15 protein-coding genes are annotated in these 16,098 nt (G+C 62.6%); 9 read left to right on the forward strand and 6 right to left on the reverse strand.

Going from position 1 to position 16,098, the window contains the following annotated elements; translation table 11 throughout:
• Position 1: 1 nt before the first annotated feature.
• From C5F44_RS02460 to C5F44_RS02475, 4 genes are all read right to left on the reverse strand, one after another.
• Positions 2–442, reverse strand: coding sequence for a gp436 family protein (locus tag C5F44_RS02460; RefSeq protein ID WP_181318157.1), 441 nt, complete (start codon positions 440–442; stop codon positions 2–4).
• A complete protein-coding gene (locus C5F44_RS17745; protein WP_181318158.1) occupies positions 439–705 on the reverse strand; it encodes a hypothetical protein in 267 nt (88 codons plus the stop codon). The genes C5F44_RS02460 and C5F44_RS17745 overlap by 4 nt, the downstream gene beginning before the upstream one ends.
• A 195-nt stretch (positions 706–900) precedes the next feature.
• Positions 901–1,425, reverse strand: coding sequence for a hypothetical protein (locus C5F44_RS17750; RefSeq protein ID WP_146161890.1), 525 nt, complete (start codon positions 1,423–1,425; stop codon positions 901–903).
• Positions 1,426–1,437: 12 nt separating this feature from the next.
• A complete protein-coding gene (locus C5F44_RS02475) occupies positions 1,438–2,541 on the reverse strand; it encodes a site-specific integrase (protein WP_107671932.1) in 1,104 nt (367 codons plus the stop codon).
• 134 nt (positions 2,542–2,675) lie between these two features.
• On the opposite strand from C5F44_RS02475, the gene C5F44_RS02480 reads away from it, so the two are divergent.
• From C5F44_RS02480 to C5F44_RS02500, 5 genes are all read left to right on the forward strand, one after another.
• Positions 2,676–3,392, forward strand: coding sequence for a hypothetical protein (locus C5F44_RS02480; RefSeq protein ID WP_146161891.1), 717 nt, complete (start codon positions 2,676–2,678; stop codon positions 3,390–3,392).
• A gap of 13 nt (positions 3,393–3,405) precedes the next feature.
• A complete protein-coding gene (locus C5F44_RS02485) occupies positions 3,406–3,657 on the forward strand; it encodes a hypothetical protein (protein ID WP_107671934.1) in 252 nt (83 codons plus the stop codon).
• Positions 3,654–6,245 (forward strand): PriCT-2 domain-containing protein, encoded by a 2,592-nt coding sequence (locus tag C5F44_RS02490; RefSeq protein WP_107671935.1) that lies wholly within the window; start codon positions 3,654–3,656, stop codon positions 6,243–6,245. The genes C5F44_RS02485 and C5F44_RS02490 overlap by 4 nt, the downstream gene beginning before the upstream one ends.
• Before the next feature lie 336 nt (positions 6,246–6,581).
• The gene (locus C5F44_RS02495; protein ID WP_107671936.1) at positions 6,582–7,103 is read left to right on the forward strand and encodes a hypothetical protein; all 522 of its coding nucleotides are present in this window, start codon (positions 6,582–6,584) and stop codon (positions 7,101–7,103) included.
• Complete coding sequence (locus tag C5F44_RS02500; protein WP_107671937.1) at positions 7,093–8,880, forward strand: phage terminase large subunit family protein; 1,788 nt, start codon at positions 7,093–7,095, stop codon at positions 8,878–8,880. The genes C5F44_RS02495 and C5F44_RS02500 overlap by 11 nt, the downstream gene beginning before the upstream one ends.
• Here the strand turns inward: C5F44_RS02500 and C5F44_RS02505 are convergent.
• Both C5F44_RS02505 and C5F44_RS02510 read right to left on the reverse strand, forming a co-directional pair.
• A complete protein-coding gene (locus tag C5F44_RS02505; RefSeq protein ID WP_181318159.1) occupies positions 8,877–9,932 on the reverse strand; it encodes an HNH endonuclease in 1,056 nt (351 codons plus the stop codon). The two genes, C5F44_RS02500 and C5F44_RS02505, sit on opposite strands and share 4 nt — an antisense overlap.
• A gap of 296 nt (positions 9,933–10,228) precedes the next feature.
• Positions 10,229–11,125, reverse strand: coding sequence for a DNA adenine methylase (locus C5F44_RS02510; protein WP_107671939.1), 897 nt, complete (start codon positions 11,123–11,125; stop codon positions 10,229–10,231).
• Between the two features lie 101 nt (positions 11,126–11,226).
• Here C5F44_RS02510 and C5F44_RS02515 point away from each other — a divergent pair, with 101 nt between their 5' ends.
• From C5F44_RS02515 to C5F44_RS02530, 4 genes are all read left to right on the forward strand, one after another.
• Entirely contained in the window at positions 11,227–12,540 is a 1,314-nt protein-coding gene (locus tag C5F44_RS02515) for a site-specific DNA-methyltransferase (RefSeq protein ID WP_107671940.1), read from the forward strand.
• A 143-nt stretch (positions 12,541–12,683) separates the two neighbouring features.
• Positions 12,684–14,093: a phage portal protein gene (locus C5F44_RS02520; RefSeq protein ID WP_107671941.1), complete on the forward strand. Its 1,410-nt coding sequence runs from the start codon at positions 12,684–12,686 to the stop codon at positions 14,091–14,093.
• Positions 14,086–15,888 carry a prohead protease/major capsid protein fusion protein gene (locus tag C5F44_RS02525; protein ID WP_107671942.1) on the forward strand — a complete coding sequence of 601 codons (1,803 nt, stop codon included), beginning with the start codon at positions 14,086–14,088 and terminating at the stop codon, positions 15,886–15,888. Before C5F44_RS02520 ends, C5F44_RS02525 begins: the two co-directional genes overlap by 8 nt.
• Complete coding sequence (locus C5F44_RS02530; protein WP_107671943.1) at positions 15,888–16,097, forward strand: phage head-tail joining protein; 210 nt, start codon at positions 15,888–15,890, stop codon at positions 16,095–16,097. The genes C5F44_RS02525 and C5F44_RS02530 overlap by 1 nt, the downstream gene beginning before the upstream one ends.
• Position 16,098 lies beyond the last annotated feature (1 nt).

Here is a 16,098-nt window from a genome sequence, read left to right on the forward strand (position 1 = left end):
TTCAGAACTCCCGCATCTTGTCGCGGCTGAACAGCCTGGGCGGACCGCCTGCCACGATGGGCTGCGCGCCGGTCACGGCGGGTGTCTCGTCCTCACTGCCCTCGACCGGCGGCAGGACCAGCGAGACGCGACCGTCGGCCATCTTGGTCAGGACGCTGATCGCATCCTCGTAACGCTTCCGGTGTTCTTCGCTGGCCACGTCCTGCGACAGCGCCATGCGGTACAGCGCGATGTCGACGCAAAGCTGGACCAGATGTGCAGGCGTGACCGTCAGCGGCAGCGTGTAGCGGCGCGCGAGATAGGTATCGATCTCGCCCGAGGCCATGACCAGCGCGCGGGTGATGGCCGCATCATCCGGCACCCCGACCCGATCGTGATCAGCCACGACCAGGGCGTTGACGCCATAGAGATCGGTGATGTCGGTCCGGGTGGCGTAGGTCACGACGCTGCCTCCAGGCGCTGTGCCTCCTCTTCGGCCTTGGTCGCCCATGCCCTCATGGCCAGCACCGGGCCGGCCGTGCAACTGGCGGTGATGCCGCCGGCGCGGGCGATGTAAGTGCCGCCCGAAAATCTGACGCGCAGGTTAGTGCGTCCGAGATCCACAACGGCCTCGCCCGAAACCCGACCCAGATTGGTCGCGCGCCGTGCCGCGTCGGCCATCGCCCGGTAATCGGCTGCTGTCAGCGAGCTGATGGTCAAAGGCATGGCATGTGTCCACGGATCAAGAGGATGATGGTTGCGGGGGCCGGACTTGAACCGGCGACCTTCGGCTTATGAGGCCCATTCCGACGCGCTGAATAACCTTGTGATTTCAAATTCTTAGCCGATTTTTGTGCCCGCAACGTCGGCGTCGTGTCGCACGGAACTGCCGTAAACCTTTGCAAGAAAACGGGAATCCTCTCAGGAAGGATCCCATATGACTTTGCCACGTTCACTCTCTGGAAAAATGCAAATTACAGGGCGTTGGGAGATGAGCCTGGCGCTGTCGGTCCGTGCCCCTCGGAGCCATTCCAAAACGGAGTCTTGAGAGGATTGGTCAGGGCCGCGCCTGATTGACCGGCCTATGATGTCAACGCGACGACCCTGAAAACCGATATCGTCGGGATGGCGTCCAAGGTGCGAGAGACCGAAATCTTTGACACCGCGACGGCGGTACGGAAATGGCCGCGTAGGATGTTCGGAGAAGAAGGTCCAGACGTCGAGATCTTTAACGCCACGCCTTTGCCGAACGAAATGCTCGGCACCGCCTTGGCAGAGGCAGATCATCATCAGCCGGTCCTTGTAGAGTTCGCCCGTCTCCGGTCGCCTCGCGAATAGCTGCTGCAGATCAGCCCGTGCCAGTTCTGACAGCCGATGCAGGTCGGCAGCGGTCAGCGGTTCGAATGACCGCTCGGATATCAATGAAGGTGTGGCTGCATCAGTCATGGTCCGATCAGCTTAGCCGAGGAGCTTCGCCTCGACCATGGCCATGGCCTTCTGGTGGTCGGGTGACGGAAACAGATGGCCATACCGCTCCATGGTCATCTGGATCGAGGAGTGGCCCGCGAAGGTCATGATCTCCTTGATCGAGAAACCCTGTTCGATCCACAGCGACACGGCGAAGTGGCGCAGGTCGTGCCAGCGCATGGTGACCTCAACCTTTTCCAGCAGCTTGCGGAACCGGTCCTGCGTGCGGGTGTGTTGCAGGATCCCGCCCTGCGGCGCGGGGAACACCAGCCCCAGTTCGCTTTTCGGACAGCGCAGTTTCCAGCGGCGCAGGGCGTTCAGCACCATCGGCCCGGCAGGGATGTCGCGAAACCCGGCCCGCGATTTCGGCTCGCCCATCTGGTTGTAGGCGTCTGCGCGCTGGCGGATGTGGAGGAAGCCTTTGTCGAAATCGACGTCCTGCCAGCGCAGGCCCCGCAGTTCTGACGCGCGCAACCCGCCCAGCGCCGACACGATCAGATGCGGTTTGAAATCCTCATCAGCCGCTTCGATCAGCGCGCGGATGGCTTCCTTCGAAGGCACTGGGGCCTTGTGCTCTATCCGGCTGGACTTGATCACCCGCACGCCCTGCGCGGCATTGGTGAACAACTGGCCGTTGTCGATGGCATGGTCGAGGATCAGCTTCAGCACCGAAATCGCGCGGCGGGTCAGGTGTTCAGACCGGCCATTCAGCAGCAACCGGTCCCGCAGTTCGTTGACATGGCGGCGGGTCAACTGGGCAATCAGTTTGTCTCCGATGCCGATCTCGGGGGCGGTGATGTGCAGCCGCACATAGTCGCTGTAGCCGCGCAGCGTGGACCGCTCCATCCGCCGCCCCGTCTTGCAGCGCACCTCGCAGTGGTCGAGCCAAGCCTTCGCGGCATCGGCCACCGTGGTGCTGTCGCTGTCGGCCAGATAGGTATGATTGGCCACCAACGAGCGGACCTTGACCAGATAGACGTCGGCGTCCTTGCGGCGCGGGAACAGCTTGGACCGCCGCTTGCCCGCCTGGTCGGTGAAGTCCACCTGCCATCGGACCAAGCCCGAGGGCAGCGTGCGTTTGCGGATCGTGGCCATGATTTCCCTCCGTGATCGTAAGAAACGGGACCAGTTGTCAAAGCCCGTTAATTGGTGATATGAACCGTCGCACATGCACTTGCAATGGATTGTTGCGTGTGTAAAGCCCTTGTTCATGAACGGAGCCCTCATCAATGACAGCCAGCGAACGGAACGGTGCGGAAGCACCCGAACCGCTCTTCTATGGCGACGCAGACGCAGTGGCGGCATCGGGGATGCCCTTGCCCAGCCTGCGTGTCCTGCAAGCAGCCGGAGCCATTCAGGCGCAGAAAACCCCCAAGGAACACGGCGGCTTCAGGCGGTTGTGGCGCGAGGAGGACGTGCTGATTGCTGCGATTGGTGCCGCGATCAGCGAGCACTTCGCCTGGAACATCCGGATCGTGGCCGAGGTGATGGCCAAGACAAAACCGGGCACATGGGCCGCGCTGACAGGCTCGATTGCCGGGACCATTTCATCCGAGGAGGGCGCGCTGATCCGATCATCGCCAGACGACTGGCATCTCGACCTGATCGACCGGAAGTATCTGTTCCTGCGGGTGCCATCTCTGGTCGCCCTGCTTTTCCACGATGCACCGCCCCGGGAGACCAACCTGATTCTCGGGTATGCAACATCGAAGGACACATTCCAGATGCTGCCGTGGCTGCTTGGCAGTCCGGAGGGTCGTACCAAGCTCGCGGCCATCACCTCCCCGGCGCAGATCACGACCGGCGAACGCATCTACAAGCTGGCCATGGCGACCCGCGCCAACGCACTGAGCACCGCCAGCGTCAACATCAGCATGCAGGTCCGCGCTACATGGCGCCGCCTCCACGGCCTTGACGCCCACTTCCTCCAAGACGCCCTGCCCTAGAAAGGAATCTCCAATGACCCACCACCCTCGATCCCTTGACACCCTGAAGCAGACCGCGACCGAAGCGACGCTGGGCGATGACCTGCTGCGCGGCGCGGACGAAATCGCCAGGTTCCTGTTCGGCGACGTGAAGCATCGCCGCAAGGTCTACTACCTGACCGGTGAGGCACCGAAGGGCATGCCGCACTTCAAGATGGGATCGGTGATCTGCGCCCGCAAAAGCACCATCCTGAACTGGATCGCAGAACAGGAGGGTCGTGCATGACAGCCGCTGCTGCGGATGATCTCACCGACCTGCGCCTGACCCTCCATCGCAACGACTATCGCCCCGTTCCCGTCCTTGGTCCGCATGTGGCCACGAAATCTGCCGGGAAGCGTCCAGCCATGAAATCCTGGGAGGCCGTTTGCGCGACGGCCGACGAGGCCGAAATCACCCGCTGGACCAACGCCCAACGCAATTGCACCAATACCGGCCTGCTCTGCGGCACCCTGATCGGCATCGACATCGATGTACTGGACCGCGACCAGGCAAGCCGACTGACCTGCATGGCCACCGACATGCTGGGGCCTTCGCCCTTGTCCCGCATCGGGCGTGCGCCGAAGATCCTGCTGGCCTTCCGAACCGATGTGCCCTTCGACAAGGTGCAGACCAGCGAGTTCCAGATGCTGGATGGCACAGTGGCGCGCGTCGAGGTGCTGGCGACGGGGCAGCAGTTCGTAGGCTTCGGCATCCATCCCGACACCAAGGCCCCCTATCACTGGCCAGAACGCTCGCCGCTGGATGTACCGTTGCACGACCTGCCCATCGCCAGCCGCGACGCCTGTGCCGCCTTTATCGCCGCCGCAGAGGATTACCTGCGCAAGGCGGGCGGTCAGACCACCAGTGAACGGCGCGACATGGATCGCGAGGGGCGCAAGCTCGCTGGGTTGAAGCCGAAGGAAGCCCCCTCGCACGATCTGATAGCCGATGCCGTTGCCCATATCCCGAACAACGACCTGCCCTATGATGAATGGATCAAGGTGGGTCTTGCCCTTTATGCCGCGCTTGGCCCCGAGGGCCGAGACCTTTGGCAGGCCTGGTCAGCCGAGGCCGCGAAGAATGACCCGGCGCATACCGCCCTGAAATGGGACAGCTTTGCCGCCGTGCGCAACGTCACCGTCGGCACACTGTTCTGGCTGGCCAAACAGAATGGCTGGCGCGCGGCGCAGCCGCGTCGGGTGCGCACCGCCCACACTAGCCGCGACGTCGGTGACGAAACCGCGACCCAAGGCAACCGCCCGCTCATCCGCATCCGCGCAGGCCAGATGCCCGAGACCATCGACGAGGCCGAGGAGGCACTGCTTGGGTCCGGACTTGGCTTCTATCAGCGCGGCAGCATTGTCGTGCGCCCGGCCATGGTCCCGGTGGCGATCTCGGGTGGCAAACAGATCGACGCGCCGCGCCTCGTCCACGTCAAGGCGCACCACATGGCCGAGGCCTTCACCAAGGCCGCCCATTGGGAACGCTTCGACATGCGCGCCGGGGAATGGATCAACACCGACTGCTCGCAGCGGCTGGCTGAAACCTATCTGGCGCGCGAGGGCCAGTGGCGGCTGCCGGTGCTGACCGGAATCATCAATGCGCCCACCCTGCGCGACGATGGCTCGATCCTCGACCAACCAGGCTATGACGGGCAGACTGGCCTTCTGTTCGACCCGCAGGGCGAACGCTTCCCCCTGCTGCCGCGCGATCCCGACCGCGCCACAGCCTTGCGCGCGCTGGGCTTCCTGCGCGACCTGATCGGCAGCTTCCCCTTCGTCACGCCCGCCGACCGATCCGTGGCGCTGTCAGCCATCCTCACCACGCTGATCCGCCGCTCGCTGCCAACCGCGCCGCTGCACGGATTCAATGCACCCACCGCGGGGACGGGCAAATCCATGCTGGTCGATCTGGCCAGCATCATCGCCACCGCTCGCCCCGCGCCAGTGATCGCGCAGGGCAAATCCGAAGAGGAGATGGAAAAGCGGCTGGGTGCTGCGCTGATTGCAGGCGACGTGATGATCGCCATCGACAACTGCGAAGAACCCCTCGGCGGCGAACTGCTCTGCCAGGCGACGACCCAGACCAGCCTCAAGGTCCGCATCCTCGGCACGTCCCTGAATGCAGAGGTGCCGAGCAACGCGACGATGTTCGCCACCGGGAACAACCTGACCCTTGCAGGCGACATGACACGCCGCGCCATCCGTGCCACGCTGGATGCCGGGGTGGAACGGCCCGAACTGCGCGCCTTCGACCGTGATCCCCTCACCATGGTAGCGGCGCATCGCGGCGACTATGTCACGGCGGGTCTGACGATCTTGCGCGCCTTCCACGTCGCTGGTCGCCCGTCGCAGACGGTGCCGCTGGGCTCCTTCACCGCCTGGTCTGGCTGGGTACGCGATGCACTGATTTGGCTGGGCGAGGCTGACCCCTGCGAGACCATGGAGGGCATGCGCGGCGCGGACCCGAAGCTGGAGGCGCTGACGGCGGCGCTGGAGGAATGGCGATCGGTGATCGGCACCGACCGCGTCACGGTGCGCGAGATCATCGAACGCGCCGCCGCGCAGCAGACCCAGCTGTTCGGCAAGGCCGAGTTCGTGAACCCCGAGTTCCGCGAAGCCCTGCTCCGCGTCGCGGGCGAAGGCGGCGCGATCAACGGCACGCGCCTCGGCAAATGGCTGTCGCAGCATCAGAACCGCGTCGTCGCAGGCCACCGCATCATCGCGGCAGGCACCACCGGCAACCGGGCGCGCTGGCAACTGGACATCGCGAACGCTGACGCCGCCCCGATCAACAACGGTTCTGATCCGTTCCGGAGGGCTGCCAATGCGTGACGACCAGTCCCGGATTGCCCGGTTAGGTTGGGTGGGTTTGGTTAGGTGCTTCCAGCCGTTAACAATGTTTGTCCCGAAAACTGTCAGCGACGTGGCAGAGCCACCGTGCCGACATGACACCACGCCCATCGCATGTGACGCGACACATACAGGAAGTGGCCGGGATCACCTCACCCAACCCACCCACCCTAACCAGACGGTTCGGCAACGGGCGGCAACGCTTGGGATGGCTCGTGACAACATCCGAACCGTTGTTAGCAGCCGGGCGGTTCCTTTTGGGCCGATTTGTATGCGGGGGAGCGCAGCGCATGACCCCGCCAGCGTCAGGGGGCGGAAATGACTAAACTCAACGCCTCTGAAACCAAGACCGCCTTCGCCACACGGGTCGGCCTGACCAAGGGCCGCATCTCGCAGTTGGTGGCCGAGGGTCTGCCGGTGCGACCCGATGGTCAGATCGATGTGGCCGAGGGGCTGGCATGGATCGAGGACAATCTTGATCCGTCGCGTCGCAACAAGGGTGGTGCCTTCGCCGCTCCTGCATCGCCCGCCCGCGTCTCGACCACGCTGGCCGAGGCCAAACGCCTGCATGAAATCGTCAAGGTGCAGCGAGCCAAGCTGGCGTTCGAACGCGAACAGGGTCAGTTGGTCGAAACTCTCGCCGCAACCCGCACGGTATTTGCCCGCGCCCGTGCCGAACGCGACGCGCACATGGCTTGGGTGCAGCGCACAGCACCGCTCTTGGCCGCCGAGGTCGGGGCCGATCCGCGCGCCACCTTCGCCGCACTGGACCGGATGATGCGCGAACATCTCGAACACCTGGCCGACATGCCGTTGGGGAGTTTTGGCGATGGTGCCTGAAATTGACCTCGCCTGGCGGCGCGGCATCCGGCCGGAACCGCCGATCCCGGTGTCCGAGTGGGCCGACCGCCATCGCATCTTGCCGCCCACATCGGCGGAACCGGGCCGCTGGCGCACGGAACGCACGCCCTACTTGCGGGCGGTGATGGACGCCCTGTCCACCTCCAGCCCCTATGAACGGGTCGTGCTGATGAAGGGCGCGCAGACGGGTGGCTCCGAGGCAGGGCTGAACTGGCTCGGCTACATCATCCAGAACGCACCCGGCATCGCCATGCTGGTCATGCCCTCGCTCGACATGGTGCGGCGCAACACCACCGTCCGGATTGATCCGCTGATCGAGGCCACCCCTGCTCTGCGCGATCTGGTGTCGGCCCCGAGGTCGCGGGACGCCGGGAACAGCCTGTTCCGCAAATCCTTCCCCGGAGGCCAGCTGGTGATGACCGGAGCGAACAGTGCGGTCGGCCTGCGGTCCACGCCCGTGCGCTACCTGTTTCTGGACGAGGTGGACGGCTATCCCGGCGACGCGGATGGCGAAGGCGATCCCGTTGATCTGGCGATCCAGCGCACCACCACCTTCCGGGGGCGGCGCAAGATCTACATGGTGTCCACGCCTACGCTGAAAGGCCACTCCCGCATCGAGGCCGCCTATCTCGACAGCGACCAGCGGTTTTTCCATGTGCCCTGCCAGCATTGTAGCGACATGGCCCCGATCACATGGGCACGCATCCGCTGGCCCGAGGGGCAGCGTGACGCAGCCTATCTGGTCTGTGAGGCCTGCGGCGGCGTCCATCACGAGCATGAAAAGCCGCGCCTGATGGCTGCCGGTGAGTGGCGGCCGACCGCGCTGGGCGATGGCCGCACGGCAGGGTTCCACCTGTCGTCGCTCTATTCGCCATGGGAAACTTGGGCCGAGATCGCGCAGGAGCATGCCCGCGTCGCCAAGGATCCCGCCCGCCTTCAGGTCTGGGTCAACACCAAACTGGGCGAGTCCTGGGAGGACCAGGCAGGTGACACCGTCCCCGCCGACCCGCTGATGGCGCGGCGCGAGGACTGGGGCGGCGACCTCGCCCCTGGCGTGGCCGTGCTGACAGCAGGCGTCGACGTGCAGGGCGACCGGATCGAGGTGCAGGTTGTCGGTTGGGGCCGCGACGAGGAAGCATGGGTCATCGACTACCGCGTCCTGTGGGGCGACCCTTCCGGCCCGCGCCTCTGGTCCGATCTGGATGGCGTGCTGAACGGCACCTATGGCGACCTGCCCGTGCGCGCCGTTGCTGTGGACACCGGCGGCCACCACACCAAGATGGCCTACGAGTTCTGCCGCACCCGCCTTGCCCGCCGCATCTGGGCCATCAAGGGCCGTGGTGGCCCCGGCATCCCGGTCTGGCCCCGGCGTCCCACCCGCAGCAACAAGGCAAAGATCCCGCTCTTCATCGTCGGCGTGGATGCCGTGAAGGACGCGGTCTACGCTCGCCTGAAACTGACCGAGCCCGGCCCCGGCGCCATCCACTTTCCCCGCCGCCTCGACGCCGACTACTTCCGCCAGTTGACCGCCGAACGCGTTGTCACCCGCTTCGAAAAGGGCCGCCCCATCCGCTCCTGGCAACCCAAGCGTGACGGCGAACGCAACGAGGCGCTGGACACCTTCGTCTACGCCCACGCCGCCCTGCACGGCCTGATCAGCATGGGGATGCGTTTGAACGAAGAGGCGGAGGTGCTGCGGGCCCCACGGGCGATGCCCGCAGCTAAGCCAATCCGGTCGTCATGGATGGCGAACTAAAGCTCTCGACGCCGCCTGAGGTAGTCTAGATTCGGCCTTTGCTTGCTTGGCATTCTGAGAGTCGCACCATCAAATGGCCTCAAATACTCTTCAAGAGCGACATCGCCTGCGATGGCGCTCGGCAAAATATGAACTGTATAGTCATCGTTGATATATATGTATCCATATTCAAAAGCTCGATCCACCAAAACAGAAAGGCAGATTCCATTGGCAGGATCGAGTCTTATCGTCTTGTCGACACTCCATGGGACGATGTGAGACGCGATGAGAAATTCTCTTGAACTTATACCCGTAAGCGCGCATCGCCAACCGTAATTGTCCTTTACTCTCTTTGCAAAAGCCTGTTGCGCACTGCCTCGAGTCTTGGACACTCCTTCTTTGTCGGGTGCCTCGAAATTCCCTGCATCAATCAAAACCTCGAATTCTTTGACTTCTTCTTCCGAGCTATTGAGCTCCTCCGCCAGCGAGTCCCGATCAATAGACAGCGGCACTCTTTTACCTTGGCCTCCGCTCGGTGACGGACCACCAGAGCCTTGGGTGCCGTTTGGCTGCTGCGTGTTTGCTCCCTGACCACTGCCCGACGAAGGTTTGGTACCGCCTTGGCCGCTGCCGGACGATGGCGTTGTCGCACCCTGACTGCTGCTTGATGACGGGGCTATTGTCCCCCTACTGTTGCCCGGCAATGAAGAACCCACTTTGCTCCATGGGCTAAATTTGGCATCGGGGTCGAAGAATACCACAGCGGGATCCTGCGGGCTGTCGAACAAATGCCATCTCACGGCCGAGTTCTGTGTTGTGGACATTGCCAGATTTTGAACCAGACCGGGCGCACTTTTAAGGTCCGCCCACTGAAAATTTGGAGTTGGGTTATTAACATGAACTCGAAGGTGCAGCGTATTACCATCGCCAAACAACTTCACAGCGATCAAGTACGGCTGACCAAAGCTCTGCAGCGAGAGTTGTAAAAACTCTCCATCCGCTTGCAACGCCGTAACGAAGTTGGGGTCTCCGGGAATAGTTTCAATGGTTGTTTTATCAGGGTTGGGCGCCATACGCCACGCCGCTGGAGGCTTGTTCGTCCCCCAAGCCAAATGCGGCCGATCGGCTGACTCTGAAAAGATTTTTCCATCTGTATGACCCGAGGGCCATCTATACGTGATGGGGGTAGACGGCGCACCAGCGCCTAATGTGGGAAATGCAACGCCCAAGTCGTGGATGAATTCGGACCGCCGAGGCAGTTGGATGTAGTCTTTCGAATATTTGGACTCTCCGCTAAGCCTCCCGTAGACTGCTCGGTGAGCAGTTGCATTGTAATTCACAACAAGTATCCACTGTACTGCCTGAAAACTCATGCTTGCGACCCAATTACAATTGCTTCTGGTGACTTATGCGCTTCCACTTCACGACGGCTTTGAGCGGCCAGGGCACGGTGCGCGGTGAAACTAATAATATCATGCTTTGAAAACAAATCGCGAACAACTTCGGTGTCTCGATTTGACATTATCCAGGAGACCCCTCGATCACTCAACTCATTACAAACCCGAGCCAGATCCACCAGATCGACCATCTCAAAGGTTTTCGCTGTATATTTATTGAACTTTGCCGTTGGCTCTTTTTCGACTGTCGGTTTGGAAAATATTGGCAGATAAGGTGGATCTAAATACACAAAATCACCTTCCTTGGCAGACGAAACCAAATCTCGGAAATCGCAACATCTTATCTCTGCGCCTATCAACAGGAAGCGGATGCTCTCAAGCTCCTCAGCAGAGAACCCCTTAAATTTACGATCCCCCCAAGGCACATTCATGGCACTTGTTTTTGAGTTCTCGCGCCAGAGGTGGTTCCATGACACACCGTTGAGATACAGAAAGCGGGCGGCCTTCTCCAAATCTGATTGCGGCTGCTCGGCGCGTACTTCATAGTAGAAGCTCTTGGAGTCGTGTTCATGGTACCAATCCAGTAGCGGCTTCAGCTCTTCCGGCCTGTCACGAAGAGCTGTCCATGCAGCAACAAGGTGAGGATTCAAGTCCGCCAGATATGGCGTACCCGCTATCCTTGACTGGCAGGCGATGAACACGGCGCCACCACCAAGAAATGGCTCAAAGTAGTTCACCACGCGCGCTGGAACGTGCGGCAAGATGCGTGGCAGCAAGCGTGACTTTCCTCCGACCCACCGTATGAACGGTTTTCGGACACTTGCAGGGGCTGGGTTCACGGTACGTACTTCCTTCGAAACTACTGGCATTTTGGGCTTCAACGATCTACGAGTAGTAGGCAAGATGCTTGGGCCACACAAGGCGGGGCGCAACCGTTTCGTAACCAGATGCCGCTAAGAGCTGAGGACAGATGTCAGGTATTTCATTATCGTGGGAGAACAAAGATCGGACGCTTCTGGCGTCCGGAACGGATTCGTACGAGTGGGTAGACTCTTCCTGTCCGCTGCTCCGAGAACTCCCGAAGGTCGAGATTGTGGGTCCAGAAGCACCCAAGCCGAACGGCAATGTCCTCGTCATCGGTGATGGGCTCGATGCACTCTGCGCGCTAGATGCGTCCACAACTATCCTCGCAGACAAAATTCGCCTCGTGTACATCGACCCCCCCTTCAATGCCAGTGCAGACGTCAAATGCTATGGTGATACCATGGAACGCTCCATGTGGCTGGGCATGCTTCGTGATCGCTTGGTGGCCCTGAAACCTCACCTGTCTGACGACGCGAGCGTTTGGGTGCACCTCGATGATGCAGAGGTTCACCGAGCCCGTCTCGTAATGGACGAAGTGTTTGGCGATGGTGCATTCGTAACATCGATAATATGGCAAAAACGAATGACCCGGGAATCCAGATCGGCGTTTTCAAATAACCATGACACGATACTGGTATACGCACCCAGCGGCCCGAGGAAATGGAAGACCACAAGGAACTTGCTGGCGAAAAATACAGCGCAACTTGATAATCGAGATAACGACCCGCGAGGTCCGTGGGCGGACGCTCCATTCACGGCTCCAGGGTTTCGCGCCGCCCAGCAATATCCGATCACCACACCCTCTGGAAAGGTACTTACCCCCCCTCGCGGACGTTCATGGTACGCAACGGAATCAACTTATAAAAACCTTCTTGCCGAGGATAGGATTTGGTTTCCGAAGAATGGTGGCGGTTCTCCCCGATTGAAGTTGTTCAGCCATCAGCTGCGGGGATTGGTGCCATTCACAATTTGGAGCAATTCAGAAACCGGGACAAATGATGAGGCAAAACGACATCTTCTTTCCATTTTTCCGAATGGAGATGTATTTGACACCCCAAAGCCTGAAGAGCTTTTGGAGCGCATCATCCATATATCCACCCAGCCCGGCGAACTCGTTGTGGATCTATTTGCTGGCAGTGGCACGACAGCCGCAGTCGCTCACAAGATGAGGCGAAAGTGGATCACTGTTGAACGAAACATCCAAACCGTGTGTGATTTTACACTGCCGCGCCTTCAAGCAGTTACATCGGGAGAGGATAGGGGCGGCATTTCGGATATCGCAAATTGGCGGGGTGGCGGCGAGTTTTCGGTCCTCGAAGTGTCGCCTAGGCTTGGGCGGCCTTCGAACAACAGTTGTAGAGCTCGCATCGAGAAGCTTTTGTCATCACGCGACAAAATCGAAGCTAAAGTTGCAGGGTAAGTCAGCGAGCCGTAGGGGTTCGGGACATGGCACTCGCGGCCAACTCCCAACACCATTTGCCATAGTCAACAATGAAGAACTTTCCCGAGCAATCCCAATCGCTCTGATACCTCAGTGACGCTGAAAATGGGAAAATCCGCGCCATGCGGACGCTCCTTCATCGCCTTTTTGGCTTCACGCGCACACGCGGCTTTGACGCTGCGGGTGGCGGCCGCCGTTGGGAAGGCCAGCGCACCGTCGACGGGCTGAACACGGCGATCCTCGCGGGCGCGACCACGGCGGCGCGGCGGGCCGGGTGGTATGCGCGGAACAACCCTTGGGTAGCGGCGGCGGTGGACAGCCTGGTGGGCAATGTCGTCGGCGCCGGGATCAAGCCACAATCGACCCATCCCGACCGGGCGGTGCGCGAGCGGCTGCAGGTGCTGTGGCTGCGCTGGACCGATCATGCCGATCCGGGCGGGCTGGCGGATTTCTATGGGCTGCAGGCCATGGCAGTGCGGGCGATGGTCGAGGGCGGGGAGAGTTTTGCGCGGCTGCGTGTGGTGCGGGGTGCGGCCGCCGTTCCCTTACACATCGACCTGCTGGACCGGGATCAGGTGCCGCTGGATCTGCACCGCGATATCGGTGGCGGCGCACGCATCCGGGCTGGCATCGAATTCAACGGCGCTGGGCAGCGCACCGCCTATTGGGTGATGCGGGACCGGCCTGGTGATCCGCTGACCTCCCTGCGGCTGGAACCGTTGCGTCTGCCCGCTACGGATTGCCTGCATCTTTTCAAGCCGCTGGCTGCTGGCCAGTTGCGCGGGATCACCTGGCTCGCGCCAGTGCTGCTCCGGCTGCACGAGTTGGACCAGTTCGAGGATGCGGCGCTGGTGAAGGCCAAGGTGGCCGCGCTGTTCACCGGCTTCATCACCGATCCGGATGGCACGGCGGGCGGCCTGAGCGGGACGAACACCAACGGCGCGCTGACCGTGGGCATGGAGCCCGGCAGCCTGATCCCCCTGCCGCCCGGCACCGACATCCGGTTTTCCAACCCGACCGAGAGCGACGCCTACGGTCCCTTCGTCAAGAACCACCTGCGCGCCGTGGCTGCAGGGATGGGCCTGCCCTACGAACTGGTCTCGGGCGATCTGGAAGGCGTGACCTATTCCTCGATCCGCGCTGGGCTGATCGAGTTCCGCCGCCGGGTCGAGCAGTTGCAGCACAACGTCGTCGTGCATCTGTTCTGCCGCCCGGTCTGGGAACGTTTCGTGCGATTGACGGTGCTGACCGGCGATCTGCCCGCGCGAGACTTCGACCGTGACACAGCCGCCTATCTCGGCTGCGAATGGCTCCCGCCCAAGTTCGACTACGTCGATCCCAAGAAGGACGTCGAGGCAGAGATCCTCGCCATCAACGCAGGTCTCAAAAGCCGACGCCAGGCAATTTCCGAACGGGGCTACGACGCCGAACAGGTCGATGCCGAGATTGCCGCCGACAAGGCGCGCACTGATGCGCTGGGCCTGAGCTTCGGTGCGCCGCCTGTCCAGAAGGAGGACATCCCCGATGAATGACACCATCACCCTGCTGACGCGCCGCGCCGACCTGGCTCCGGCCAGTGCTGACCAAGATGCCCGCACTGTAGAGGTGATCTGGTCCACTGGTGCGCCCGTGCGTCGCCGCGACATAGCTGGACCCTATGTCGAACGCCTAAGCCTTGCGCCCGAGGCGGTGGACCTGTCGCGCCTCCAAGGGGCCAGCGTGCTGGATGCCCACCGGCAATCCGCCGTCCGCGATGTGCTTGGCAGCGTCCAATCGGCCAGCGTCGATGGCCAGCGCGGCACGGCGCTGATCCGCTTCTCGGCACGGCCCGAGGTGGAACCGCTCTGGCAGGATGTCCTGTCGGGGATCCTTCGGCATGTCTCGGTTGGCTATTCGGTCGAGGAATGGGCCGAGGCCACCGCGAACGGCGCGCGGGTTCTGACCGCCGTGCGCTGGACCCCCCACGAGATTTCCCTTGTCCCCACCCCGGCTGACCCGGGTGCATATATCCGCATGGAGACCAACATGACCGATACCACCATCACCCCGGCCCCGCCCGAGACCCAGACCCGCGCCACGATCAACACCGAAATCCGCTCCATTGCCCGCATCGCCGGGCTGGACCAGTCCTGGATCGACGGCCAGATCGACGCCGCCGCCGATGAGGATACAGCCCGTCGTGCGGCCTTCGAGGCGCTGGCCAGCCGCAGCGCGCCCACGATCCGCACCGAACAGGTCCGCGTCGAGATGGGCGAGAGCCAGGACGACCCGGCCTTGCGTGCCCGCCAGATGGGCGAGGCCCTCTATGCGCGCATCAACCCGCGCCACGACCTCAGCGAACCCGCCCGCCGCTATGCCTATGCAACACCGGTGGACATGGCCAAGGAACTGCTGACCCTGCGCGGCGAGTCCACGATGGCCCTGTCGCCCGCCAGCCTCGTCACCCGTGCCCTGCACACGACCTCGGACTTCCCGATCATCCTCGGCAACACCGTGGGCCGGGTGCTGCGCGATGCTTATCAGGCTGCGCCATCCGGCATCCGCCGCCTTGGCCGCCAGACCTCCGCTCGGGATTTCCGGTCGGTGAACAAGATCATGCTGGGCGAGGCCCCCCTGCTGGAAAAGCTGAACGAGCACGGCGAGATCAAGGCCGGGACGATGGCCGAGGCGCGCGAGGCCTATAAGATCGAGACGTGGGCCAAGAAGATCGGCATCACCCGGCAGGTGCTGGTGAACGACGACCTTGGAGCGTTCTCGGACCTTGCCCGCCGCATGGGCCAGGGGGCCGCCGAAACCGAGGCGCGGATCCTCGTCACCCTGCTTGAGGCGAACAGCGGCAACGGCCCGACCCTGTCGGACACCAAGGCCCTGTTTCATGTCGATCACGGCAACAAGGCAGGCACCGGCGCGGTAATCTCCGATGCCACGCTGTCCGCCGCCCGGCTGGCGCTGCGCACCCAGAAGGGCATCGACGGGCGCATCATCCGGGTGACGCCGAAGAACCTGCTCGTCCCGCCCGCGCTGGAGACCGTGGCCGAGAAGTGGCTCGCCACCATCGCGCCCGCAACCGCCGCCGATGTGAACCCCTTCTCGGGTGCCATGTCGCTGGTGGTGGAACCCCGCCTGTCCAGTGCCACGCGCTGGTATGTCACCGCCGACCCCGGCGAGATCGACGGCCTCGAGTTCGCCTACCTTTCGGGCAACGAGGGGCCCCAGGTGGAAAGCCGGTCGGGCTGGGATGTGGACGGCGTGGAAATCCGGGTGATCCTGGACTTCGGTGCGGGCTTCATCGACCACCGCGGCTGGTTCCAGAACGCCGGCGCGTAATGGCAGACCTCGCGCAACTCACCACCTGGCGCGATGTCCTGATGGCCGCCCGCTATCAGGGCATCCGCACCGTTGAATACGACGGCAAGCGGGTGACCTACGCCACCGACGCGGAAATGGCGGCCGCCCTGGGGGACCTCAACCGCCAGATCACCGGCACCACGGCGCGCATCGCCGTGGTCCGCATCCAATCCTCGAAAGGGCTCTGAC

Origin of the sequence: Fuscovulum blasticum DSM 2131 (assembly GCF_003034965.1) — a bacterium.
GTDB lineage: Bacteria > Pseudomonadota > Alphaproteobacteria > Rhodobacterales > Rhodobacteraceae > Pseudogemmobacter > Pseudogemmobacter blasticus.

What these genes read in the sequence shown, in the direction of transcription:
- C5F44_RS02475 (WP_107671932.1), bottom strand. Translation starts at nt 2,541, where the DNA reads ATGGCCACGATCCGCAAACGCACGCTGCCCTCGGGCTTGGTCCGATGG.
- C5F44_RS02520 (WP_107671941.1), top strand. Translation starts at nt 12,684, where the DNA reads ATGCGGACGCTCCTTCATCGCCTTTTTGGCTTCACGCGCACACGCGGC.
- C5F44_RS02510 (WP_107671939.1), bottom strand. Translation starts at nt 11,125, where the DNA reads ATGCCAGTAGTTTCGAAGGAAGTACGTACCGTGAACCCAGCCCCTGCA.
- C5F44_RS17750 (WP_146161890.1), bottom strand. Translation starts at nt 1,425, where the DNA reads ATGACTGATGCAGCCACACCTTCATTGATATCCGAGCGGTCATTCGAA.
- C5F44_RS02505 (WP_181318159.1), bottom strand. Translation starts at nt 9,932, where the DNA reads ATGGCGCCCAACCCTGATAAAACAACCATTGAAACTATTCCCGGAGAC.
- C5F44_RS02525 (WP_107671942.1), top strand. Translation starts at nt 14,086, where the DNA reads ATGAATGACACCATCACCCTGCTGACGCGCCGCGCCGACCTGGCTCCG.
- C5F44_RS17745 (WP_181318158.1), bottom strand. Translation starts at nt 705, where the DNA reads ATGCCTTTGACCATCAGCTCGCTGACAGCAGCCGATTACCGGGCGATG.
- C5F44_RS02500 (WP_107671937.1), top strand. Translation starts at nt 7,093, where the DNA reads ATGGTGCCTGAAATTGACCTCGCCTGGCGGCGCGGCATCCGGCCGGAA.
- C5F44_RS02490 (WP_107671935.1), top strand. Translation starts at nt 3,654, where the DNA reads ATGACAGCCGCTGCTGCGGATGATCTCACCGACCTGCGCCTGACCCTC.
- C5F44_RS02480 (WP_146161891.1), top strand. Translation starts at nt 2,676, where the DNA reads ATGACAGCCAGCGAACGGAACGGTGCGGAAGCACCCGAACCGCTCTTC.
- C5F44_RS02485 (WP_107671934.1), top strand. Translation starts at nt 3,406, where the DNA reads ATGACCCACCACCCTCGATCCCTTGACACCCTGAAGCAGACCGCGACC.
- C5F44_RS02495 (WP_107671936.1), top strand. Translation starts at nt 6,582, where the DNA reads ATGACTAAACTCAACGCCTCTGAAACCAAGACCGCCTTCGCCACACGG.
- C5F44_RS02530 (WP_107671943.1), top strand. Translation starts at nt 15,888, where the DNA reads ATGGCAGACCTCGCGCAACTCACCACCTGGCGCGATGTCCTGATGGCC.
- C5F44_RS02515 (WP_107671940.1), top strand. Translation starts at nt 11,227, where the DNA reads ATGTCAGGTATTTCATTATCGTGGGAGAACAAAGATCGGACGCTTCTG.